Source organism: Shewanella sp. UCD-FRSSP16_17 (genome assembly GCF_001675935.1).
Classification (GTDB): Bacteria; Pseudomonadota; Gammaproteobacteria; order Enterobacterales; family Shewanellaceae; genus Shewanella; species Shewanella japonica.
Genome location: NZ_LZFV01000050.1, coordinates 48,077 through 73,836 on the forward strand (window position 1 = coordinate 48,077; position 25,760 = coordinate 73,836).

At 40.4% G+C, this 25,760-nt stretch carries 18 protein-coding genes; 6 read left to right on the top strand and 12 right to left on the bottom strand.

Features of this window, described 5'->3' with window-relative positions; translation table 11 throughout:
• Positions 1-51 precede the first annotated feature (51 nt).
• From A9267_RS21150 to fabB, 3 genes are all read right to left on the bottom strand, one after another.
• Complete coding sequence (locus tag A9267_RS21150) at positions 52-1,068, bottom strand: aspartate-semialdehyde dehydrogenase (RefSeq protein WP_065110648.1); 1,017 nt, start codon at positions 1,066-1,068, stop codon at positions 52-54.
• A 2-nt stretch (positions 1,069-1,070) separates the two neighbouring features.
• The gene (locus A9267_RS21155) at positions 1,071-2,237 is read right to left on the bottom strand and encodes a 4-phosphoerythronate dehydrogenase (RefSeq protein WP_065110649.1); all 1,167 of its coding nucleotides are present in this window, start codon (positions 2,235-2,237) and stop codon (positions 1,071-1,073) included.
• 211 nt (positions 2,238-2,448) lie between these two features.
• A complete protein-coding gene (gene fabB / locus A9267_RS21160; protein ID WP_065110650.1) occupies positions 2,449-3,660 on the bottom strand; it encodes a beta-ketoacyl-ACP synthase I in 1,212 nt (403 codons plus the stop codon).
• A gap of 328 nt (positions 3,661-3,988) precedes the next feature.
• On the opposite strand from fabB, the gene mnmC reads away from it, so the two are divergent.
• Together mnmC and A9267_RS21170 are read left to right on the top strand one after the other, a co-directional pair.
• Positions 3,989-5,977: an FAD-dependent 5-carboxymethylaminomethyl-2-thiouridine(34) oxidoreductase MnmC gene (gene mnmC, locus A9267_RS21165; protein ID WP_156669221.1), complete on the top strand. Its 1,989-nt coding sequence runs from the start codon at positions 3,989-3,991 to the stop codon at positions 5,975-5,977.
• Positions 5,978-5,998: 21 nt separating this feature from the next.
• Positions 5,999-6,475 (top strand): hypothetical protein, encoded by a 477-nt coding sequence (locus A9267_RS21170; protein WP_065110651.1) that lies wholly within the window; start codon positions 5,999-6,001, stop codon positions 6,473-6,475.
• Positions 6,476-6,477: 2 nt separating this feature from the next.
• Here A9267_RS21170 and A9267_RS21175 read toward each other — a convergent pair whose 3' ends face one another.
• The 6 genes from A9267_RS21175 to prmB all read right to left on the bottom strand — a co-directional run bounded on the left by A9267_RS21175 (position 6,478) and on the right by prmB (position 11,788).
• The gene (locus A9267_RS21175; protein ID WP_055026124.1) at positions 6,478-7,023 is read right to left on the bottom strand and encodes an RNA methyltransferase; all 546 of its coding nucleotides are present in this window, start codon (positions 7,021-7,023) and stop codon (positions 6,478-6,480) included.
• Between the two features lie 9 nt (positions 7,024-7,032).
• Positions 7,033-7,308 carry a YfcL family protein gene (locus tag A9267_RS21180; RefSeq protein WP_065110652.1) on the bottom strand — a complete coding sequence of 92 codons (276 nt, stop codon included), beginning with the start codon at positions 7,306-7,308 and terminating at the stop codon, positions 7,033-7,035.
• 3 nt (positions 7,309-7,311) lie between these two features.
• Complete coding sequence (locus A9267_RS21185; protein WP_156669222.1) at positions 7,312-8,454, bottom strand: ATP-NAD kinase family protein; 1,143 nt, start codon at positions 8,452-8,454, stop codon at positions 7,312-7,314.
• 74 nt (positions 8,455-8,528) lie between these two features.
• Positions 8,529-9,710: an MFS transporter gene (locus A9267_RS21190; RefSeq protein WP_065110654.1), complete on the bottom strand. Its 1,182-nt coding sequence runs from the start codon at positions 9,708-9,710 to the stop codon at positions 8,529-8,531.
• Positions 9,711-10,805, bottom strand: a complete 1,095-nt coding sequence (aroC, locus tag A9267_RS21195) for a chorismate synthase (RefSeq protein ID WP_055026128.1) — start codon at positions 10,803-10,805, stop codon at positions 9,711-9,713. It abuts the gene before it with no gap.
• 38 nt (positions 10,806-10,843) lie between these two features.
• Entirely contained in the window at positions 10,844-11,788 is a 945-nt protein-coding gene (gene prmB, locus A9267_RS21200) for a 50S ribosomal protein L3 N(5)-glutamine methyltransferase (RefSeq protein ID WP_065110655.1), read from the bottom strand.
• Between the two features lie 80 nt (positions 11,789-11,868).
• Between prmB and smrB the strand changes: the two genes are divergently transcribed.
• Positions 11,869-12,393 (top strand): endonuclease SmrB, encoded by a 525-nt coding sequence (smrB, locus tag A9267_RS21205; RefSeq protein ID WP_065110656.1) that lies wholly within the window; start codon positions 11,869-11,871, stop codon positions 12,391-12,393.
• A 93-nt stretch (positions 12,394-12,486) separates the two neighbouring features.
• Here smrB and sixA read toward each other — a convergent pair whose 3' ends face one another.
• Positions 12,487-12,960 carry a phosphohistidine phosphatase SixA gene (gene sixA / locus A9267_RS21210; protein WP_055026131.1) on the bottom strand — a complete coding sequence of 158 codons (474 nt, stop codon included), beginning with the start codon at positions 12,958-12,960 and terminating at the stop codon, positions 12,487-12,489.
• Positions 12,961-13,139: 179 nt separating this feature from the next.
• On the opposite strand from sixA, the gene A9267_RS21215 reads away from it, so the two are divergent.
• The 3 genes from A9267_RS21215 to A9267_RS21995 all read left to right on the top strand — a co-directional run bounded on the left by A9267_RS21215 (position 13,140) and on the right by A9267_RS21995 (position 21,569).
• The gene (locus tag A9267_RS21215) at positions 13,140-15,953 is read left to right on the top strand and encodes an insulinase family protein (protein ID WP_231919240.1); all 2,814 of its coding nucleotides are present in this window, start codon (positions 13,140-13,142) and stop codon (positions 15,951-15,953) included.
• A 275-nt stretch (positions 15,954-16,228) separates the two neighbouring features.
• Entirely contained in the window at positions 16,229-20,518 is a 4,290-nt protein-coding gene (locus A9267_RS21220) for an EAL domain-containing protein (protein ID WP_065110657.1), read from the top strand.
• Positions 20,519-20,600: 82 nt separating this feature from the next.
• Positions 20,601-21,569, top strand: a complete 969-nt coding sequence (locus tag A9267_RS21995) for a hypothetical protein (protein WP_197495578.1) — start codon at positions 20,601-20,603, stop codon at positions 21,567-21,569.
• 662 nt (positions 21,570-22,231) lie between these two features.
• Here the strand turns inward: A9267_RS21995 and fadJ are convergent.
• Both fadJ and fadI read right to left on the bottom strand, forming a co-directional pair.
• Positions 22,232-24,352: a fatty acid oxidation complex subunit alpha FadJ gene (fadJ, locus tag A9267_RS21230; RefSeq protein ID WP_065110658.1), complete on the bottom strand. Its 2,121-nt coding sequence runs from the start codon at positions 24,350-24,352 to the stop codon at positions 22,232-22,234.
• 5 nt (positions 24,353-24,357) lie between these two features.
• Positions 24,358-25,668, bottom strand: coding sequence for an acetyl-CoA C-acyltransferase FadI (fadI, locus tag A9267_RS21235; RefSeq protein WP_065110659.1), 1,311 nt, complete (start codon positions 25,666-25,668; stop codon positions 24,358-24,360).
• Positions 25,669-25,760 lie beyond the last annotated feature (92 nt).

Genomic DNA, 25,760 nt, shown 5'->3' on the forward strand with positions numbered 1-25,760 from the left:
AAGCCTGCAGGCTGCAGGCTTTTTAGTCTAAATAACTCTATTCATAGTAGATTAATAATAATCTCTGATCAGAACTTCAGCTATTTGAACACTGTTTAAAGCAGCACCTTTACGGATGTTATCGGCCGTAACCCATAAATTTATACCGTAATCGTGAGAAATATCTTTTCTTACTCGGCCAACAAATACAGGGTCGGTACCTGCTGAGTCAGTTACTACAGTTGGATAGTCTTCATCATTCTCGAAAAGCACCACACCTTCAGCGTCACTTAAAACCGCTTTAATTTGTTCAGCTTCAACAGGTTGACGAGTTTCTAAGTGGACTGCTTCTGAGTGACCATAGAACACAGGAACACGTACAGCTGTTGGATTAACAACGATATCGTGGTCACCAAAAATCTTTTGAGTTTCCCACACCATTTTCATTTCTTCTTTGGTGTAACCGTTTTCCATAAACACATCGATTTGTGGTAACACATTGAAAGCGATTTGCTTTGGATAAACTTTATTTTCAGCAGGTAAGCCTTGTAACAATTTAGCGCATTGCCCTGCTAATTCATCAATAGCTTGTTTACCTGATCCAGACACTGATTGGTAAGTTGCCACGTTAATACGTGAGATACCAAATGCATCATAAATAGGTTTTAATGCCACTAACATTTGAATGGTTGAGCAATTAGGGTTTGCGATAATGTTTCGATTACGGAAGTCAGCAATCGCTTGTGGATTAACTTCTGGCACAACTAACGGCACGTCAATGTCGTAGCGGAAATGTGAAGTATTGTCGATGACCACACAACCATGCTCCGCTGCTATTGGCGCCCATTTAGCTGAAACGTCACCACCAGCTGAGAAGAAACCAATTTGTGCTTGGCTCCAATCAAACGTGTCCACATCAAGAATTTCTACTTGTTTACCATTAAAGCTTACGGTTTCGCCAGCACTGCGGCTACTCGCTAATGGGTATAAGTTTGCGACTGGGAATTTTCGCTCTTCAAGGATCTCAATCATAGTTTGACCCACTGCGCCCGACGCACCTAAAACAACAACATTAAATTCCTGTGACATAATTAACGCTCGACTCCTGAAAAACCTAATTTAAACATCCAATCTACCTCACAATGACCCGTGTTGACTAGCGACAATGCACTAAATTCACGTCGATGAGTGTGATTTTTTCTCATATGGTCAAACCCATGGTTATTAAGGAAGCTATTTCTAAACAAATAGTCGTCATCAGCGAGGTTGTAGACCAATCTTGCTAGCGTGAGTAATTGAGTTTCAGATACCTTGTCAGTGATGTGTAACTGACTAATGTTAAATTTAGGCAGCAAGTTCAACAGCGATTTTTGGTGTTCAAGACCAAAGATTTCACACAGTTTTTCGAACAACATATAAGTGCCGCGAGCTTTACCTTCTAAGCTGTATCCTGCGATATGTGGCGTCGCAAACTCTACAAAAGGCACTAATTCTGGCATAGGGTTAGGCTCGCCTTCCCACACATCGAGTACCAGTTTGAGATCATCCCGTTGTTGTTTCACCTTAATCAAAGCGCGATTGTCAATAACCTCACCACGGCAACAATTCAGTAACCAAGCATGCGGTTTTAATTGATTCAATTTAGCTTCGTCAAACAAGTACCAGGTTTTGTGCGGTCCAGTTTTAGTGATAGGAACATGTAAGCTAATTATGTCAGCTTGCTCGATAATGGTGTCTAACGACACAAACTGACGGGAATTTTTGTCGCTAAGATCAGTCGTGTTGTGGTTCGCTAACTGCTGTTCCTCAAGTAATGGATCGCACAACAAGACCTTCATACCATAAGCATTAAGACAATGCTCAAGTGCGCTACCTGTGTTACCTGCGCCAACAATTCCTACCACTTTGTCTTTTAAAGGCTGTTTGAATCGTTTAGCTAATTCCAGCATAGCAATAAAGGCAAACTCCCCCACTGCTGCTGCGTTACAGCCAGGTGCATTAGTAAAAGGGATATGACGTTGTTCTAGTAAGGCTAAATCAATATGATCAGTACCAATGGTGGCACTACCAACAAATTTAAGTTTATTGGCTTGTGATAACAACTCTGCATTCACTTTAGTGACAGAACGGACTAGAAGAACATCAACATCAATAAGCTGCTCTGGCGTTAACTGGCGACCATTTACACGGGTAATCTTTCCGATTTCACCAAATAACGCTTCGACGTACGGCATATTCTCGTCTGCAACTATGTTCATTCTAATGTTTGACCTTATTTATGTGAGTTATTCGATCATTCTATCAACTAATTACACTCAGCAGTTATCTACAAAAAGAAATAAAGTGTTCTTAATTGGTAATTTGACTGACTGTCAAAGTGGGTTAATCGCAATAAAAAAGCCTTTAGCATTCAGCTAAAGGCTTTATCGATATCAAAACACTAGCCTACGCCAGCGATGAGATAATATATTACTTCATTTTACGCATAACTAACGTGGCATTAGTTCCGCCAAAGCCAAAACTGTTACTCATTACAGTCGTCAGTTCAGCATCACGATATTCTGTAACCAATGGGATGCCAGCCGCTTTTTCATCTGGAGTATCAATATTGATGCTAGGTGCAATAAAGCTGTTTTCCATCATTAATAAGCTGTAGATGGCTTCATGAACACCTGCAGCACCCAAGGCATGACCAGTCATTGACTTAGTCGACGCTACTGGTGGAATATTGTCTTGGAAAACTTCATGAATCGCTTCAAGTTCACGAACATCACCAACAGGAGTCGATGTGCCATGAGTGTTGACGTAATCAATCGGAGTATCGACATCAGCAAGTGCCATTTGCATACAACGCACAGCGCCTTCACCAGAAGGTGCCACCATATCGTAGCCATCTGACGATGCACCATAACCAATAATTTCAGCATAAATTTTAGCGCCACGAGCTAATGCATGCTCAAGCTCTTCAACAACAACGATTCCGCCGCCACCAGAGATAACAAAACCATCTCGGTCAGCATCATAAGTACGCGATGCTTTTTCTGGGGTTTCGTTATATTTAGTTGATAATGCACCCATTGCATCGAAGCCCATTGTTAAGGTCCAATCCAATTCTTCTGCACCACCAGCAAACACCATATCTTGCTTACCCATTTGGATAAGCTCAGCTGCATGACCAATACAATGCGCAGAAGTTGCACAAGCAGAACTGATTGAATAGTTCATGCCTTTAATTTTAAATGGTGTGGCTAAACATGCACTTGCCGTACTCGCCATAATACGAGGAACAATGTAAGGACCAACACGTTTTACGCTCTTTTCACGTAACGTATCTGCCGCTTGAACTTGGTTTTTAGACGAAGCACCACCTGTACCAACAACTAAGCCAACACGATGATGAGAATATTGTTCTTCTGTTAAGTTGGCATCACTGATCGCTTCTTGCATTGCAATGTATGCATATGCGGCAGCATCACCCATAAAGCGTAACGCTTTACGATCAATGTGGTCCGCTGGGTTTAATTTAATATCCCCCCACACATGACTGCGTAATTTCATTTCTTCGAATTGGTCAGAATGGGTAATACCACTGCGTCCAGCTTTTAGTGAATCTGTCACTTCTTGCTTGTTATTACCGATGCTAGAAACAACACCTAAACCTGTTATTACGACTCTTTTCATTATTTGCTATCCATTTTGTACATGTCAGTACCTAATTTTGCTGCCGCAATGATATCCGCTTTAGACGAATAAAGTGGTCAGCTTTCAATAAACATAGGTAAAATAATCTCAATTGAACCACATTGAGTAATGAGCTTTGACCCAAATAACCACTGACTTCCCTATAGTTACCCGAGATTGTGCAACAATATCGACTAATTTTCCAAGTAGTTACTGTCAAAACCCTAATTATGCAGCAAGCATAAGGCATTATTATGAAACTGTCTTGTCCAACAAGGCAAACTCAACTAAAAGCTGCTCGATTGGGCAAATTGGCTTCGGTAACGCCATGGAAATCATGTTGTTGTGGCAATTATCTCAACAATTCAAACGTCCTGTAAGGCTGAGTGTTTTTGACCCCTATTCAATTAATAGCATTGAGTTGGGTCAATTTTTAGCAATGCCGCAAAATCAAGCAACGATTAATTCACAGCACTTAGCGGAGTTTTCAAAGCAGTTACACACTGCTTGCATTGCCAATATTCAAGGTTGTCAGCGGCTCATATTTGATCATGGTCAATTCATTGTTGATATTTATTTTGGTGATATTGAGCATAACCTTAAAGGTATTCAAAGTGTCGAAGCTGATGCCATTGAGTATTGGCATTGCCTTCCTCATACGACCTCAACTGAGTATATAGATCACCATATTTCAGAAAAATTGTTTTGGCAGATGGGAAGGTTAAGTAAAGATAATGCATGCTTTTATGCTTATCCGCAGGAAATTGACCGTGTTGAATGTTCAGCGATAACAGTATTAGCGAGTCAATCAGGCTTTATCATCAATGCGCAAAGTAGCAATAGAGACGACATTAGCAATACCAGTGAACGCTCAAGTACGCCAGATTGCGACATTCCTGCTGCTGAAAGAAAAGCATTAAGGTATTCCCATCAGCGCCAGTACGCTTATTGCATACCCAGTGCAAGCGCTCAACCTACGAATACATCGACTTCAAAAGAGAGTGTGGCCATTATCGGCGGTGGTATTGCAGCGGCTCACCTTGCACTATCGCTCGTCGAAAAAGGCAAAAGCGTCACGATTTATTGCAAAGACAGTATGCTTGCTGATGGAGCTTCAGGTAATAAACAAGGCGCTATTTATCCGCTTTTAACGCCTGATAACAACTTAATGAGCCAATACTTTCAGCAGGCTTTTTTATTCAGTCGTCGTAGGCTTAAGCAACTTGAAAATGCAGGTTACGCTGTTGAGCACCAGTTTTGTGGCGTGTTACAAACTGGGTTTGATGAGCGTAGCGATGCAAGATTAACTAAAATCATCCAAGGACAAGCTTGGCCAAGTGAAGTTGCAGCCCAAGTGTCACCAAGTGAAGCTAATATGCTCGCTGGTATCACCATAGATAAGCCTGCCTTTTACTACCCTTGGGCTGGTTGGATTTGTCCGCATCAATTCGCTCAATCGGCCGTAGACTATGCGCAAGCTATTGCGAAAAACAAAGGGCTTACAGTCGAGATCAGACTTGATACCCCAATTAGTGAACTAACTCGTCAAGGAACCCTTTGGCAGTTAAACACGACTGAGCAAACCTCAGACTTACACCCTAAATCCCCCCCTAACTCGAACAAAAATTCTGCGGTACAATCATTTCTTCATTCTGAGGTCGTTGTTGCATCAGGGGCGCAACTCACTGAGTATCAACAAACAAAACAACTGCAAGTCACAGGCTTTAGAGGGCAAGTAAGCCATATTCCGTCAAAAGGACAATTAACTAAACTTAATAGCGTTATTTGTGCTCATGGTTATTTAACCCCTGAAAATAATCAGCACCATTGTGTTGGCGCTAGTTATGTAAAATCGCCTGATGACTTACGTTTTTGCCCTACCGAGCAACAAGAAAATGCGCAAAAAATGCATCATAGTTTTCCACAAAGAGACTGGGTGAGTGATATTGATGTATCAGACAACAACGCCAGAGTGGGTGTCAGAATGGTCACTAGAGACCACTGTCCTATGATGGGGCTTGCACCAGATATTGACGCCATATTAGATCAATATAATACCGAGCCTTTGGAGCAACATCAGCTCACCGTAGCCAGTCGTGACTTTTGGCGCCATCACTCCGCACCAGTATATAGCGGACTTTATGTTTTAGGAGGGCTCGGCTCAAGAGGACTAAGTTCAGGACCTTTGGCTGCAGAAGCTTTAGCTGCAATGATTTGTCATCAAACCCCACCGATCAGCTATGACATGTTTGCAATGTTAAACCCAAATAGAATGTGGTTAAGAAAGCTATTGAAAGGTAAATCTTTGCTTAGCTAAAACCCCGACACAGGAATAACAATGAATCAGCAAATACATCAAGCGTATCTAGGCGAACTTTATGGCATTGCCTTTTTTACGTTATTTAAAAATATTGAAGAAGACGCCACGCGTATTGCGTTGTGGGATAAATTAATTGAAGTTGAAAGCATCACTGCGGAGATACTGTTGTCTCACTTATTAAAACAACCTGAGACATATCCCTTTGACGTGGTAACCATGACTGAAAAAGGTCAGCAAGATGCACGCAAGTGGCTACACCTTCCCTGGGAAGAGTTATTAAAAACACTTTATGATTGGGCTAAACCCTACGAGCAAGAATACCGTGACTGGCAAGCCTCTGCGACAGAGCATCAATCAATCATGACTATCATCGCACAACATGAAACAGCCATTTTGAACTGTTTTTCAGCTGAATTACAACAAAAAAATGGCCAAGAATATCTTGACCATTATTTAGAAAACACCCAATTATTATCTAGCATCAAAAGAGGCTGAAGTTACTTCAACCATTTTTTGACTTTAGTTCGATTATTGTTATCTCGGCTTTCTTTAATCAGTTCATCATCTGCTGTCACTTGAGCACTTTTCGATAAACGATCATAAAGCAACACATTGACTGAGGCCGCAAGGTTCATACAACCAACAGTTGGCACATAAACCACCTCATCCGCAGCATCAATAATTTGCTGCGGTATGGTGCCATCCTCAGGACCAAAAATATAAAAGGCATTTTGAGGATGTTCAAATAAAGGCAATGGCGTTGCGCCAACAACAAGATCAACACAGACCAACTTACTGTCTTCAGGTACTTGTTCCAGCAATGATTCAACGCGAGTTAATGGAATGGTTTTAGCTGCATTTTTAGTATCAACGTCATACTGAGCCTCACCTGAACGGGCCGCTAATTCATATCTATTTCCGGTATAGAAAACTGAATTAGCTTGATAACAACCAGCCGCGCGCATGATGCCACCTACATTTACTGGCGTTTTAGGGTTAACAAGGCCAATCATGGCACTGTGCTTTTGAATAGATTCAGTCATGCCTTTTGCTTATTTAATTTCACTGATAATTTGACGCAATTGTTGCCAAGCCGATTTTACCAGTTCAAAGTCAGCGGTTTCTAATTCATCATCAGCCAATCCCAAGCAATCTACCATTTTTTCGTCAAGCGACTCTAAACTTGTAGATTGTTCCTGTTCCAGTTGAGACAAGACGACAGCGATGTGACCTTGTAGGTATCCACAGGCAAATAAGGCATCATCATCGCCATTAGCAACCGTATTTTCAATCCACCCTTCTAATGCTGCATCATACTTCTCTAACATGGTCTAACTCTCCAATAAATCTGGGTTGGCAACTTGGTACATCACGTAATCATGATATCCAGTGGTAATTTTATAATAACCACTTAATGCACTATCTAATTCTGGGTCGCCACTATCCACAATTAATGGCCTTCCTTCAAGTGCTTTTAACTTAGTTTTTGTCGCAAGAATAATTATATTGTCTTTTCCTATCCGTTTTATCAGTTCAGGAGACAATTGCTGATTACCCCGTCCTAGAATATGTCCTTGCCCACCAATCAAGGTGATCACTAATTTCGTCGGCTTATTTTGGGTCAGTTCGAGTAATTGGTTTGCAGTAACATCACTGGCAACGATCTGCTGCTCATGAATAACATCAACACCCAATAAGGTGTTATCTAAATTAAGCTCTTCCATAACTGCTGCCACAGTGGAGCCACTGCCGATGATATATAACTCATCTTCCATTTGATTTATAACATCTGCTGCGATATCAGCTAATACAAGCTCATCGACTTCTTTGCCGCCCATTTTTACCGCTTGGATATATCGTGGCTCTGCAGGAACGAGCATTTCACCAAATCGTTTGGCTTTTACCGTTCCTTTTCTGAATGCTTCTTCGTCAATATCCATCACATCAGCGCTCATCAAACTCACTAACTCACCTTGAAGTAGCATGCTCACGACAACCCCTGCAGCGTTAGGGGTAATTGCGTACACTCCGGAATGGATTTTTACTCCAGCAGGCACGCCTAAAACAGGTAATGAGTCATCAACGACTGAATAAATATCTCTAGCAGTGCCATCGCCACCAGCAAACAGTAACAAGTCGAGTGATTCATCTTGCAACGCTTTTACAGTTTGCTTGGTATCCGCTGCAGAGGTGTTGTTATTACTACTCCCTGGTGATATCTGATAAACACACTTGACCGAAAAGCCTAATTCAAGCGCTAAAGTTTCGCCCATATCACCACTGGCGGTCACAATATCAATTTGTTCGCTAAAGGGCTTTATGACAGTTAATGCTTGCTTCATTCTCAATCCGGCTTTAGCTTCAGCCCCTCTTGAGATCGCCAGCTCTGCCACATTATCAGACCCCTTTAACCCAACACTGCCGCCTAAACCTGCTAATGGGTTAATAATTAAACCTAACCGAAAATGCTTCACTGCATACAATCCTTTCATTTATATCTAAGCTGGGCGATAAAGCCCTTTCTTTATCACCCTTTGCTCATCACTTTCTATGGGTTAATACTGTCACTTTTTATAATGGGTTTAGGCTCAGTAATCGCTAACGCTGCAATGAGTGATAACCCTGCACACGCTGCGGCAAAAAACCAAGTATGGGTTGAGCCTGAGCCATCCCCCCAAATAACGCCACTTATCCAAGTGCCAATTGCGCCACCTAAACCAAAACTCAAACTGGCATATAGCGCTTGGCCTTTACTGCGGTGGGCAATGTCAAAATTGCGATGAATAAACTGGATTGAGGCCGCATGGGTTAACCCAAATGTAAAGGCATGCAACGCCTGACTCAATGAGAGTAAAGCAATATTATCCACACCATATGCTAACAAAACCCATCTTAATACCGTTAACAAGATACTGACGAGTAGAAGTAATTTAACCCCAAATCGACCTAATAACCTCGGCGCCAACATGAACATTAAAATTTCAACGACAACACCTAAAGCAACAAATAAACCGGCAACGCCCTCTGAATAACCAGCCTGTTTTAAATACAATACAAAAAAGCCATAAAATGGCCCGACACTCATTTGAAGTAAAATGGCTGAAATAAGAAACCATACAACTGCAGAAGATAATTTAAGTGGTGGTCTTGGTGCTGAACTTGACAGTTTGACGCGATTACTCGGCAGAGCCATGGCACAAATAAACATGCCGATAAATAATACCATTCCAAGCGCTGGCACAATCTCAGCGCCAAATTCACCAATAGCAAATCCTGCTGCAATCACCAAGCATATATAACCGACACTTCCCCAACTTCTAATTGCACCGTAACGATGAGATTCATCGCCTAACGACTCTAATGTAATCACCTCTAGCTGAGCTAAAATTGCATTCCAAAAAAAAGTATAAATCATCAAACTGATGGCAAGGTAAGTCAAATTGCCATCAAAGAAAAAACTGACATAAGTGATAGCCGCTGCCGCTGAACCAAACTTGACTAGCTCTGAACGCATTCCAGTTCTGTCAGCAACCATTGCCCAAACATTAGGTGCAACAATCCGTGTTCCCATCAATATCGCCATAAGAAAGCCGATTTCTTGCGCGTTAAAGCCACGGTTATCAAAAAAGACACCGAGATATGGAACCATTAAACCGAGAATTGAAAAAAAGAAAAAGTAACAAGCGCTGAGCCAACGGGCGTTGGGCTCAGCAGATACAGCGTTGGGCATTTATTTCATACCAATAACAGGAGTTTGTGAAACAACATCTTGGTTTTGAGCGCGATGACGAAGTAAATGATCCATTAACACAATTGCTAACATGGCTTCAGCGATAGGCACAGCGCGAATGCCTACGCATGGGTCATGACGGCCTTTGGTAACAACATCAGCAGTTGTGCCTTGTGCAGTCATGCTTTGTCCCGGTACTGAAATACTTGAAGTCGGTTTAAGAGCAATGTGCGCCACTATCGGCTGACCTGAAGAAATACCGCCTAATACTCCACCAGCATGATTTGATTCAAACCCTGCAGGTGACATTAAATCACGTCCTTCAGACCCTTTTTGGGTTACCACACCAAAACCATCACCAATCTCAACGCCTTTAACTGCATTAATCCCCATTAGAGCATGAGCTATATCGGCATCCAGTCTATCGAATACTGGCTCACCTAAACCTACTGGTACACCTGTCGCTGCAACAGTGATTTTAGCGCCAACAGAGTCACCTGACTTTTTCAAATCACGCATATATTCATCAAGTTGCTCTAATTTTGATGCATCAGGGAAAAAGAATGCGTTTTGTTCTACTTCGTTAAGATCAACCGATTCTGCACTGATTGGGCCCAGTTGCGACATATAACCATTAATCTCAATGCCATGGACCTGCTTGAGGTATTTTTTCGCAACCGCACCAGCAGCAACCCGCATGGCTGTTTCACGGGCTGAAGAGCGCCCACCACCACGGTAATCACGTAAACCATACTTTTGTTGGTAGGTATAATCTGCGTGACCTGGGCGGAACAGATCTTTAATGTTTGAATAATCTTGACTACGTTGATCGGTATTTTCAATCAATAAACCAATGGATGTCCCCGTGGTTTTGTCTTCAAATACCCCAGACAAAATACGCACTTCATCAGGTTCACGTCTTGCGGTTGTATAACGAGAGGTACCAGGGCGACGACGGTCTAGATCGCGTTGCATGTCTTCAACAGTTAATTCAAGACCTGGTGGGCAACCATCAATAATACAACCTAATGCAACACCATGACTTTCACCGAAAGTCGTTACGACAAAATTCTGACCTATGCTATTTCCTGACATGCTATCTGCTTACCTCAACGTAATTCATTTAATCGTTATTATTCACTATCTTTATAGATGGCGAAAAGTGATTCATTTTCAACTAGCTGGTCGTAGGTGAGAACAAATACGCCATCGCCGCCAAATTCAAATTCAACCCAAGTGAAAGGAACATCAGGGAATTGCTCAATTAAATGGACCATTGAGTTACCCACTTCGACTACTAATAACCCATCTGGAGTCAAATAGTCAGCCGCGTTCGCTAAAATACGCTTAGTTAAATCTAAACCATCACGGCCAGATGCTAAACCAATAGCAGGCTCATGATGGTACTCATCAGGCATATCACCAATGTCTTTTTCATCTACGTATGGTGGATTAGATACGATCAAATCGTATTGTGGCCCTTTAGGAATCGCTGAGAAAATATCTGATTGAATCGGGAATACGCGGTCAAGTACATTTAACGATTCAATATTAATTTGCGCAACTTCTAAGGCATCTTCACTAATATCAAGTGCATCGACCTCAGCATCTTCAAATGCATAAGCACAAGCTATCGCAATACAGCCGCTTCCGGTACATAAATCCATCACACGATTAACAGGTTTATTGTATAACCAAGGACTAAAGCCATTGTTGATCATTTCAGCAATGGGTGAACGAGGCACTAATACTCGTTCATCAACATAGAACTCTAAATCAGCAAAACGCGCTTTATTCGTTAGGTATGGCACAGGTAAGCGCTCACGAACACGACGAATAATTAATTCAACGATTTTGTGTTTTTCGCTACTGGTTAAATTTGAATTTACCACCTGTTGGCCAATCTCTTCAGGAAGGTGTAATGCATGAAAAACCAAAGAAATCGCTTCATCCCACGCGTTATCAGTTCCGTGCCCATAATAAATGTTCGCATCATTAAAACGGCTAACAGCCCAACGCAACATATCGCCAACGGTTCTTAATTCGGTGACAGCTTCATCTACAAAGATTTTATCCAAAACATAACTCCTGAAAAATTGTTCCTGACCATTGTAACTGAAGTCTATTAAGATGACCTAGAATTCAATACAATAGCGCCATGAATAAAGAAAATAATCCCGACTTTGCACTGTTTTCAGAGCAATTTGGCGGTATTAAGCCGTTAAATCAAGACAAACATCATTTTAAACAGTCGGTCAAATCCAAACAACAAGTCGAAGTAAAAGAACAGCAGGTTTATGCTGACAGTTACTTTTCGGATAATTATCAACCTATTTTGCCTGTTGAAGGTCCAATGCGTTGGCTAAACGACAACGTGGATAAAATTGAGCTCAAGCGTTTAAGACGTGGAGATTATCAACCGGACCTGCTACTAGACTTACATGGTATGCGCCAAGCAGAAGCCAAACTTGAACTAGCTGCATTATTGCAAGCTTGTGTCAAACAGCGCGTACTTTGCTGTTGTGTTATGCATGGTTATGGCTCGGGTATTTTAAAACAACAACTGCCGATGTGGTTGGCTCAACATCCTAAAGTCAGCGCCTTTCATCAAGCACCTAAAGAATGGGGAGCAGACGCAGCATTATTGGTCTTAGTGGATATTGATGACAATACTAAAGGGTAATCAAACGAATCTGAAAGATTGGCTGTGCAAACATTAGTGACGGCATGTAACAAAAATGGCAGCGGTCGCTGCCATTATTTATGATAACTCAGTTTAAGCACTCATTTGCGCAGGTGTTTGCATTAAATCAAAGTGACCACCATGCTCATTACGCTCAATAGATGCTATCGCTGAAGTCGCAAAAATGGGCGGTTCCATACCAGCAACTAGCTCGCTAACCATATAACCTAAAATAGGCATGTGAGCGATAACTAACACTTTTTTTGCTTGGTAATGTTCGGCATAAGCCAAAATCGCATCAACGGCAATTTGTGGGCTACCCGAAGGGGTAATGTCGTCCAGTACTAACCATTTGTTTGGCTCAGGCAAATGTTTTGCCACCTCTTGCCACGTTTGTTGTGCTCGTAGATAAGGGCTAACAATAACTAAGTCCACACTGCTGACTTTTTCCGTTAACCAATTCGCCATTGCGTTAGATTGAGTTCGACCAAGTTGTGATAGCATTCTTTCTCTATCGGACGGTGCATCGAAACCCGCTTCACCATGTCGCATTAAAAATAGCTGCATACTTCTCTCGCTACTCATTATTATTGTGTTTATAGGTTAATTGTAGCCTTAAATAACTCATCCACAAAGAAACAATGAAGGATATTTAATTAGTCTTTAGTCGATATTTTCATTAGTTATTTGCTAAAAAGCCGCAACGAGATCAATATATAGCTAGCCTTCTTATCTGGAGCATCATCTTGACCATAAAACCAGACATCGAATTAAAAACTGTAGACAACATAATAACAAGTCCAAATGACCACCGACATTATCGTCATGTCGTATTATCAAATGGATTAAAAGTCTTACTTGTAGAAGATAAAACAGCAACCCAAGCTGCTGCTTCGATGACCGTGTCTGTCGGCCACTTTGACGATCCTGTTTCACGCCCTGGTATGGCACATTTTCTTGAGCACATGTTATTTTTAGGCACTGAAAAGTTTCCTGATTCAGGTGAATACCATCAATTCATCAATCAGCATGGTGGTTCAAACAACGCATGGACTGGCACAGAACAAACAAACTTTTTTTACAGTATCGACGCAGAGTATTTCGAAGAATCTCTTGATAGATTCAGCCAGTTTTTTATCGCACCCAAGTTTGATTTAGAACTAGTCGACAGAGAAAGGCATGCCATAGATTCAGAATACAGTCTTAAATTAAAAGATGACATTAGACGGGTTTATCAAGTTCAAAAAGAGTCTATTAATCCTCAGCATCCATTCAGTAAATTCTCCGTGGGGAATTTACAAACCTTAGCAGGCGATGAAGCAGAAGTGCGTCAAGAGTTACTCGACTTTTACCGTTCTAAATACAGCGCCAACATCATGACCTTATGCTTGGTATCTCCACACTCTCTTGATCAACAAGCACAATATGCGCAACATTTTTTTGCCAGCATTGTAAACCGTAACCTTACATCCAGTTATCCAGATACCGCATATTTGACTGACAATCAGCGACTTACCCATATCAACATTTCCCCGGTAAAAGACCAGAAAAGGCTGAACATCAGTTTTGCGCTACCCTCAATTGAGCAATTTTATAAGCGTAAACCACTCACTTTTATAAGTCATTTACTGGGTAATGAAAGCCCAGGAAGTTTGTTGTCATATTTAAAAGAGCAAGGTTTTGCTAATAACTTGTCTGCTGGAGGTGGCGTCAATGGCTATAACTTCAAAGATTACAGCATTAGTATCCAACTCACTGATAAAGGTTTAGAACAACTTGATACCATTATCGAGTGCACGTTTGAATATATAAAACTAATCACTACTGATGGAATTGAATCATGGCGTTATCAAGAGCGAGCCAGCTTGTTAGCCACAGCATTTAAATATCAAGAACAAATCAAGGCGCTCGATCTGGCCAGTCATTTAAGCATCAATATGCAGCACTATGATATCGAAGACGTCGTATACGGCGATTATCGTATGGATGCAATGCATGCAGACGAGACTCTCGCGCTATTGGCATTGTTATCTCCTGACAACATGAGAACACAATTAGTTTCCAAAGAAGTGAGCACTAACCAGCAAGCACAATGGTACTTTACCCCCTACTCTGTTGAAAAAATTCCAGCAGAAAAAATTGCACAATGGGGAAAAGTAACCCCAAGGAAAGCGCTAACGCTTCCCACTAAAAACCCATTCATAGTCGATAACCCAACATCAAGAGTAGAGCACAGTGAAAGTGATGTACCACTAGTGGTTGCAGAAGATGCAGGATACAGAATTTGGCACCGAAAGGACGATGAATTTAATGTCCCCAAAGGCCATATCTTTTTGTCATTAGATTCTGAAAATGCAAGCCCAACACCTAAACACGCAGCATTAACCAGACTTTATGTTGAAATGGTATTGGACTACATGACTGAGGCCACTTATCAAGCTGAGGTCGCAGGACTAAATTACAATATTTACCCTCACCAAGGAGGGATCACTCTGCACTTAACAGGTTTCACCGGTAACCAAGAAACACTACTAGCATTGGTTATTGAAAAGGCTAGAGAAAGAAACTTCACACAAGATCGGTTTAAGCTAATTAAAAAACAACTACTCAGAAGCTGGACTAACGCCTCACAAGCTAAGCCGATAGCGCAATTATTTACCAGCTTAACGGTCACCTTACAAAAACGTTCCTATGAGCCTGCTCGCATGGCAGAGATGCTTGAGGACGTCACTCTCGATGAGCTTCACAACCACGTCAGCGCGTTTTACGAGAAAATATACGTAGAAGGTCTTGTTTACGGTGACTGGTTAGTTAACGAAGCCCAACAACTCGCTAAACGGTTAAAACAAGTATTGTCACTTGTCACTAAACCCAGTTCAGAATCGAGTAGAGAACTAATAAATATTGCAGGGCAAGGGACGTTATTACGTGAACTATCGGTTGAACATCAAGACAGTGCCATTATTGTTTATTACCAATCTAGTGACACTTCTGCTCATAAAGTAGGCTTATTTAGTTTGCTTAACCACACAATGTCGTCTACTTTTTTCCATGAGCTTCGTACAGAAAAGCAACTCGGTTATATGGTCGGAACGGGATATCTGCCACTCAATCGCCATCCAGGGATGATATTCTACATACAATCACCAACCACAGGTCCAAGAAACCTGCTTGAAGCCATTGATGAGTTTATTGCAGACTTTAATTATGCAGTGATGCAGATAACGAAAGAACAATGGGAAGCGACAAAGCTTGGCTTAATCAATCAAATACTTGAAAAAGATGCCAACCTAAAAAGCCGGAGCCAACGTTATTGGGTCTGCTTGGGCAATCGAGATTACGACTTTAAGCAAAGGGAAAGAGTCGTTGAAGAGATTAAAAAGTTCACCCGAGCAGATCTCATCAAGTTTATTGTTACCAATATGCGCAGCAAGCATAGCGATAGATTAGTGATGTTCAATGCTGGAGAACAACATGATCATCTTGACCCCTTGCCTACAGCGACGAAAATTACTGACTTAAAAGGTTTTAAAGCGCAAGCAAATAAATTTGAGTTTTAGAGGGGCGACTGTCGAGCATAAATTTTATTACAACTTTTACAAAGTCTTTAAATCGACAGATAAAACAGCGAAATAAACCGATTTTTAGCAGTAAAACAGTGATAATTGCGTAAAAGTTAAACGAGCAAGCACTTGCGTAGTATAAAAAAAGTACAACCGTAAAAAATATTTATTTTATTTACACTTACGATTTTTTGACAAAGTATTAACTTTCTGAAAAAGTGGAGTATTACCTTGAATAATTCTCGAATACAAAAGACAAAAGTATACTTTATATGCAATTACTAAGACAGTTGTTAATTTGTACAACTCTTTTAATCCAAAGCTTTTTGGGTTTAGCTTTGGCTGATTCAGGGACAAATTATGACCTTACACTCAGTACTGAAGTATACAATACTGATGATGGCCTCTCTCAAGTAACAGTTACAAGTATTGCAGAAGATGCAGAAGGTTTTGTCTGGCTAGGGACTGTTAATGGTTTAAACAGGTTTGACGGCACAAATTTCAAACACTTTTTCGCTGAAGATTTGAATTCCAAATTGCCTAGCTCATTCATAAAAAGTCTCTTTATTGATAAAAATAACCGCTTAATAGTAGGTACTGACTCAGGCTTGGCATTGTACCGTGGAGATAAAGAAACATTCGAACCTGTTATTATTGATAACCAACCCATTACCCAATCAATATGGTCAATATCTGCCTTATCAAAAGGATTAGTCGTTGGTCTCGATAATAAGATAGTTATACTTAATGAAGATTTAACTCGAGCCATGTGGGACTTCCAAAGTGAAGTTTTACAAGAAGTCAAAAAAGTAATAGAAGTTAATGGATCACTATATATTAGAAACTACAATGGTATCGTTTTTAAACTTGAAGAAGACCAACTTACAACAGTTGCCTTCGAATCTAATGATATTGGTATAATTTCTGATAAATTAATTATTTCCACTCAGGAAGGCCTATTTAGTATCATTAATAACAAGAAGGAAAAAATTTCTGATGAAATTATGACCTACCTTGAGCCTTCAATATCAGGAAATGAACTAACATCAATTATTGACTCGGATATTGTTAGAATAAACTCTGAAAACGTGATCAAAAAAATTGGATTTATAGAGCAAGATGCAGCTAGAAAACGTCCATATATTAAAGAGACTAAATCTTCAATTTTCATTACTGATGTGAATTTAGGTGTTATTAAAATTGATCGTAATAGAAACTTAATTAAAAGCTCTAAATTCATAACAGACAATATTTGGGCAATAACACAAACTGAAGAAAATATATATTTAGCAACTGATTCTTTTGAAATCAGAGTTTTGGATAAATCACTTCAATATTCCCACTCTATTTCAATTAAAAATGCTTCAGGCCCAAAATCAATCAAGGTTCTCAACAAACATTTATATACTGGTAATATAACTGGTTTAACAATTACTGACCTCGAAACCTTAGAAACTAGCAAGATACTTGAGCGTCATATAAGTAATGTACAACTAAGTGAAGATAAAACTAAACTCTATGCTTCTACAATCAATGGGAAAATATTCGTCATTGAAGGTGATGAGGTTATTGAAACACTTACTACGGGTGAACGTTATCCAATTTTTGATCTTGTTGAGAGAAATAGTGCCCTGTGGGTCGCAACTCAAGGTGGCCTATTTAAAATAACTAATGGGAATTCTGAAAAAATTTACTCAGAAAGCATGGTGACAACATTAAAATTTGACGAGAATTACCTTTATTTTGGTACAAGAAACTCATTATTACAGTTAGAAATAATATCAAACCAACTCAAAGAAATTTTCAAACATAATAAATTAATTTACTCAATAGAGTTATTTAATAACTTTTTAGTTTCATCATCAGCAATGGAACTCAACATTACAAATAAAACAAACTTTAAAAATTTGAAATTGTCATCTAGGAATGGAGCTCAAGGTGACTACAACTCCCTAGCTTCAATTCGTTTGAATGATTACTCTTTATTTGGTGGTGCGAAGGGACTAAGTATTGTTAACCCAAATGAAATCTATAATGAAATACTTATTTCTGGAAGTACAGATGTTGCTTTAATAGATTTTTCATTATTTAACGTTTCTGAAAAAGTTGGCGGGGATATCCTGCAGCAACCGATTAACAAACAAGAAAATATTACTTTAAAATATTCTGACTACCCTTTCACATTTACTTTTGTAACTCCTGGTCAAGACTTAGATGAGTTTGAGTTTTTCTATCAAATGCAAGGCCTAAACGATAGTTGGCTTCCATCTCAATATATTAACTCAGCAACTTATACCAACTTATCAGCTGGTGTTTATCAATTTAATGTTTATGCAATTAATAAACTTTCAGGTAAGCAAGGTAAAACGAAGTCTATAACAGTGACTGTTACACCACCGTGGTATTACTCTTTTGAAGCTAAACTAACCTATACACTTCTGTTTTTACTATTTTTGTTAGTCGTATCTAAAATTCTTTTACGTCGCCGAGAAATTCAAAAGCAGATAGCGCTCAGTGAAGAACGCCTAAAACTGTCTCTGTGGGGAAGCGGCGATGAAATGTGGGATTGGGATATTGAAACGGGCGAAATCTACCGTTCTAACATTTGGGGAACGCTTGAGTTTCCGCAAGATGGCCGACGTTCAGGCAAACCCGGTGAAGAAAGTAATATCCACCCTCTTGATCAACATCGCGTCAAAACTGCGTTAAATGATCACTTCAAAGGGCTTACTGATCACTTCGAAGTCACTTACCGAGTTAAAAGTCGTGAAGATTTATGGATGTGGATCCTTGATAGAGCCAAGATTGTTGAAAGAGACCACAAAGAAAACCCTGTTCGAATGACAGGTACGATTAAAAACATCAATAATTTAAAACAAACCGAAGAACAATTACGTTTATTTGAGCGAGCCATTGAAAACATCTCCGAAGGCATGTTTATTCTTGATGAAAAGTACCGTTTTGTCGAAGTTAACGATGCCTGTTGTGTATTAACAGCACAGCCTCGAGAAGAGTTTATAGGCCAGCTATTTACCTTCGGTCGTTACCCAGAGTCATACTCCAATCAAGTGCATGCTTCATTGTCCCAGCAAGGTTGCTGGAGCAATGAATTAGAAGCAGATAGAGGAGATGGTAGTCACTTCTTAATGGAACTTACCGTAGACGCGATTTATAACGAGCAAGGTGAAACAACTCATTATGTTGGAGTGTTCTCTGATATTACTCGTCGTAAACAACAAGAAGAAGAGCTACGTAAATTAACCAATAGTGATTTGCTAACTGGATTACCAAATCGTTCGAGCCTGCAAGTTACACTGAATAATTTGGTTAAGAAAGATATCCATCACACGTTAATGGTTTTAGATTTGGATAACTTTAAGCGAATAAACGACTCGTTAGGGCATCAGATCGGTGATGAGTTGTTAATTGATGTCGCCAAGCGTATTCAAAACAATGTTCCTAAGCACGTTAGTCTTTATCGACTTGGTGGTGATGAATTTGCAATATTAGTTGATCAAAACCCTGATATCGGCTCTTGTGCTGCTATAGCATCTAGAATAATAGATTCATTAAAAGAAGAATTTAAAATTGATAGAGAGTCCTTAGTGGTTGGCCTCAGTATTGGTATTGTGCTGTATCCAGAAGATGAGCAAAATGAGCAAGCACTATTAAGAAAAGCCGATATTGCGATGTACCACGCGAAATCTGGCGGCGGCAATCGTTATCAGTTTTACTCAGAGTCTTTAAACCAAAATGCACTTCGTCAGTTAGAAGTTGAAAATCTCATTCGCGAAGGCTTAAAAGAAGACCTATTTGAGGTTTACTATCAACCCAAGGTCGATTTGAAAAAAGACAACCTTGTTGGAATGGAAGCACTGGTTCGCTTAGTTCACCCAGACTTTGGCGTTATCTCTCCCAACGAATTTATTCCGTTAGCAGAAGAAAATGGGTTGATTGTTGAGATTGGAGACTTAGTGCTCAGAAAAGCCTGCTTTGCAGCTCAAAAATGGCGTGAACAAGGCATCTTCACAGGCCGTGTCGCAATTAATCTATCTTCTAGGCAGTTTGCCCTACCAGATCTGCAACAACGCATTTCAACGGTATTACAGCTAACTAAATTACCCGCTTGTCATTTAGAGCTAGAGATCACTGAAAGCACCATTATCAAAAACCCTGAAAATGCTATCAAAGTCATGAATCAACTTTCTAAAATGGGCGTGACCTTGGCACTTGATGATTTTGGTACAGGTTATTCCTCTTTGTCTTATTTAAAACGATTCCCGATCCACTGTCTAAAAATTGACAAGTCATTTGTCGATGATATTAGTAAATCAGATCGCGATCTTAAAATGGTCGACAGTATTATTACCATTGCTCATAACATGGGGCTATCAGTCGTTGGTGAAGGTGTCGAGGACGATGCCCAACTCAATATACTCAAAGCACTCAAGTGTGAAGAGATACAAGGCTACATATTCAGTAAACCTGTTCCAGAAAAAGATTTTACTGAATTACTCAATATCAATTTCGATAAACAGGAATTAAAAGCACAACAAAGTTAACATTGGCACAACAAGTGCAACTAGCAGTTCAGACGTCAAATAAAAGACTTTTTTATTAACCCTGAACTGAGAGATTAATACAATGATTAACGGAATTATCATAGCTGCACTTTTAACTTCTACTTCTACTGCCGCTAATATGACAATGGAAGTTTCACAGTCAATTGAGTCAAATAACAATTACATTGTTGGTCTACCAAATATCAAGTTTATTGACACGCAAGTCGCTGGCCTACCGAATATTAAGTTTGTAGACACACAAGTTGCTGGTTTACCAAACATCAAGTTTGTTGATACCCAAGTCGCTGGTCTGCCAAACATCAAGTTTGTAGACACACAAGTCGCTGGCCTACCAAACATCAAGTTTGTTGATACCCAAGTTGCTGGTCTACCAAACATCAAGTTTGTAGATACCCAAGTTGCTGGTTTACCAAACATYAAGTTTGTTGATACMCAAGTTGCTGGTTTACCAAACATCAAGTTTRYWGAKACYCAAGTCGCTGGTCTGCCAAACATYAAGTTTGTWGATACACAAGTTGCWGGTCTRCCAAACATCAAGTTTAYACAGACTCAAGTTGCTGGTCTGCCAAACATCAAGTTTGTAGACACACAAGTCGCTGGCCTACCAAACATCAAGTTTACTGAAACACAAGTCGCTGGTCTGCCAAACATCAAGTTTACAGAGACTCAAGTCGCTGGTCTGCCAAACATCAAGTTTGTAGACACACAAGTCGCAGGCCTGCCAAACATCAAGTTTGTAGACACACAAGTCGCAGGCCTACCAAACATCAAGTTTGTAGACACACAAGTCGCTGGCCTACCGAACATCAAGTTTGTAGACACACAAGTCGCTGGTCTGCCAAACATCAAGTTTACCGAAACACAAGTTGCTGGTCTGCCAAACATCAAGTTTGTTGATACCCAAGTTGCTGGTCTGCCAAACATCAAGTTTGTAGACACACAAGTTGCTGGCCTACCGAACATCAAGTTTACTGAAACACTAGTCGCTGGCCTGCCAAATATTAAGTTCAGCAACTCAAGCATCGCTTAGGAGATTCATTATGTTTAATTCTTTAAAGAAAGTACTTGGCATTGCGAAACCACAACGTAAAAGAGTTAAGTTGCCAGAAGGGCTAGAGCACTTAGAAGTGATTCCAGCAAAAGCTTGGTGGAGCTAATACTGCATTTAGCCACTTCATACAGACAATAAAAAAGGGAGCTTACGCTCCCTTTTTTTAGATCTACATCTATTTAAAATGAACGTTTATGTTCATTTGGGTTAGATATCTTCTTGGTTAATAAATACTTATGACTATTGAATAATGGATAAGCAAGCGGCCCCATAAGCATTCCAGCTACAGACCATCTTTTAACAGCCATCCCATTGACAAAAGCTTGATTACCCAGAAAATATCCTGATAAACACGAAATCAACAAGAGTAGAAATATCACTGAAACCTCAATAATTTATTCAGTTAACAACATTCCATTTTTTTAATTCTTTATCAGCTATCTCACCCTGCCAATAACGGCGATATTATAACCAAGAACTAAACTGTTAGCTATAAGAGTAGCAAATAAGACTATTATACTGGAAAGCAAAAATAGACATATAGACTATTTATTAGGCTAAAATATGCCACTTTAGAATGAAAAAGCGGCAATATGTTGCCGCTTTGTTAATTTTAATCAACCATAAAGTATGACTTACGGCTAATAGAAAGTGCTGCCTGACTCAGCCATGTTGACCAACCTTTCACAAGGTTCAAATCTATCGCCATGTTGTTGTTGATACTGACGTAATTTTGACACTAAGTTAGCGATTCCCATACTGTCCATGTATTTAAATGGACCGCCTAAGAAAGGTGGGAATCCAATCCCGAAGATTGCGCCAATATCACCATCACGAGCACTGGCAATAATACCCTCATCTAAACAGCGAACGGCCTCATTGAGCATTTGGATCACGCAGCGCATGGCAATATCACTACCCGAACCTGTAGATTGATTATTGACACCAAGTACCTGATAAACGGACTCATCAACCAATTTAGCTTTAGACTTCTTATTACCATATTGATAAAAGCCCTTGCCATTTTTACGACCTTTTCGATCGTCTGCTAACAACTTGTCAAACGCATCTGGGGCTTTGAACCTTTCACCTAACTCTTGGGTTAAGATCGGCGCAATTTTAGCTCCAACATCTATTCCGACTTCATCTAATAATGTAATGGGTCCCACAGGGAAACCAAATTTTACGAGGGCTTTATCTAAACTTTCTACTTTTTCGCCAGACAATAAAACTTGAGCGGCTTCATTCATGTATAAAGCAAGAATACGGTTCACATAAAAACCCGCACCGTCTTGAACAACAATCGGGGTTTTGCCTTGCTTACGCGCAAATGCAACCGTAGTTGCAATCGTCTCTGGTGATGTCGTTTTATGGGCAATCACCTCGACCAGCGGCATTTTTTCAACAGGTGAAAAATAATGAAGACCAATCACGTTTTCAGGACGGGAAGCTGCCTCTGCAATCTGCCCAATCGGTAACGAAGACGTATTTGAAGCGAAAATAGTATTTTCATGACATTCACGCTCAACATCTTTTACCATTTGATGCTTGAGAGCTAAATCTTCAAAGACGGCTTCAACGACAATATCGGCATCCTTAACACCTTTATATTCAGTCGTTGTCGTCATCAATGCCATTAAATTATCTCTAACAGCTGGAGTCATATGACGACGCTTAACGCCTTTAGCCAATAATTTATAAGCATAAGCTAACGCGTTACTTAACCCTTTTTCATTAATATCTTTCACACGTGCGGGGATTTTAGCTTTAGTCGTTGTCACAGAAGCAATACCGCCTCCCATCAAACCACCACCGATAACTAAGGCTTTATTAACCTTACGCGGCTCAGCGCCATCGGCACCTGTTTCTTTTTTCATTTCTGTCGTAGCAAAGAAAATGCTGCGAAGTGCTTCAGACTCTGATGACATGACTAATTCGGCAAAATGACTGGCTTCAACTTCAAGCCCTTTAATCATGCCTTTGTTCATGCCTTGTTTAACACAGTCAATAATTTTGGCTGGCGCTGGGTAATTACCTTGGGTCTTTTTAAGGACTTGTTTTGCAGCTTGATCAAAAATGATATCGCGAGTTGCACTTGTTGATTCAAGCACCTTATTTAATGCACTTTTCTTAGCGACTTTTGCTGCTGACTTACCTTTTTTAGCCATTGCAATGGCAGTTTCTAATAAAATAGACTCAGGTACTACGTCATCAACCAGTGCCATTTTAAGCGCTTGCTTAGGGCGAATTTGTTTGCCTGTTAGCATCATATCAAGTGCAGTGGTAATACCGACTTTTCTCGGTAAACGTTGTGTTCCCCCACCACCAGGCAGTAAACCAAGTTGCACTTCCGGCACACCCATGATGGTTTTTTTGTCATCAGTACAAACACGTAAATGACACGCTAACGCCAACTCTAAGCCGCCACCTAGACATGCACCATTGATAGCTGCTACGACAGGAATCGATAAATTTTCAAGCTCATTGAATACAACATGCCCTTGCTGAGACAGCTCTTTAGCAGCTGCAACGCTGGTGCATGCATCTAACATGCTGATATCTGCGCCAGCAACAAATGAGTCAGCTTTACCCGAGATAACCACAAGCCCTTTCACACTGGCATCATGTTTGATTTCAGCTAGTGTTTCGCTGATTTCTGGACCAAACTCTGCTTTTAAGGTGTTCATGGTTTCACCAGGAACATCCATTGTTAACACAGCAATTCCGTCTTCGCGGCGAGATAAATTAAATGTCTTTTCCATCAGAATTACTCCACTTCTACAATCATTGCTGCGCCAAGACCACCAGCAGCACATGCTGTAGCCAAACCAGTACCACCGCCACGACGTTTAAGTTCACGACATACTTGGGTAATTAAACGTGTTCCTGTTGCTGCAAATGGATGTCCATAAGCAAGAGAACCACCTAATACATTAAACTTGCTCATATCAATCTCACCAATGGCGCGATTTCTACCTAGCTTTTCTTCTGCAAATTTCTTAGAACCAAACATTTGCATATTGGCTAATGTTTGTGCTGCAAATGCTTCATGCATTTCAATTAATGTTAAATCTTCTAACTCCATGCCAGCACGCTTTAGCGCTAATGGTGTGGCGTATGAAGGCCCCATCAACATGTCTTGCCACACATCAATTGCAGTAAATGCATAACTTTTAATATAACCGATAGGCTCGTAACCCAATGCTTTAGCACGGCCTTCGCTCATTAGAATAACGGCAGAAGCGCCGTCGGTTAATGGTGTACTGTTTGCTGCTGTTACAGAGCCGTGTTTACGGTCAAAGGCTGGACGTAATTTGGCATAAGACTCTAATACTGAGTTTTCACGAATATTATTATCACGATCAATAAACTGCTTGTAAGGAGGAACATGGGCTGTCATTACCTCATCAGCAAGATTACCTGAATTCCATGTTTCAGTTGCAAGCGTATGAGAACGGTGTGCTAGCGCATCTTGATCAGCTCGGCTAATACCATATGTTTTTGCCATTTGTTCAGCTGTTTGGCCCATTGATAACCCAGTTGAATACTCAGCAACCGCCGGAGGCACTGGCATTAAGTCTTTTAAACCGAGTCGACGTGCAATGGCAAACTTTTGTTTAAAGGTACGTGCTTTATTTAAATCAACTAACGCATGTGCCAGTTTTTTTGAAACGCCAATAGGTAAAACAGACGAAGAGTCTGCACCGCCAGCAATACCGATTTCGACATTACCAGTCATAATCGATTCAGCAACATTGACCGCTGATTGAAAACTTGTGGCACAAGCTCTAGTCACACTGTATGCATCTGTTGAGACATCCATACCCGTTCCCAGTACAATCTCACGTGCTATATTTGGCGCTGCAGGCATTTGAACAACCTGACCATATACCAGTTGCTCAATTGTTTTAGGGTCAAGTTCTGAGCGAGACAGCAATTCATTAACCACCATTTTGCCCATATCCAGTGCTGATACACCGTGAAAAGCAGTTGCTTGCTTTGCAAACGGGGTTCGAAGACCCGCCACAATAGCGATACGCTCCCCACGAGCGTTGGTTACTTGTTGTCTATCACTCATTGTTCACCCTCTTTTAATTGTTTAGCCTTATCTGGCTTGTCAGTGAATACTTAAATTATGTCAGACAGATCTGGTCTGACCATAAAAGTGTG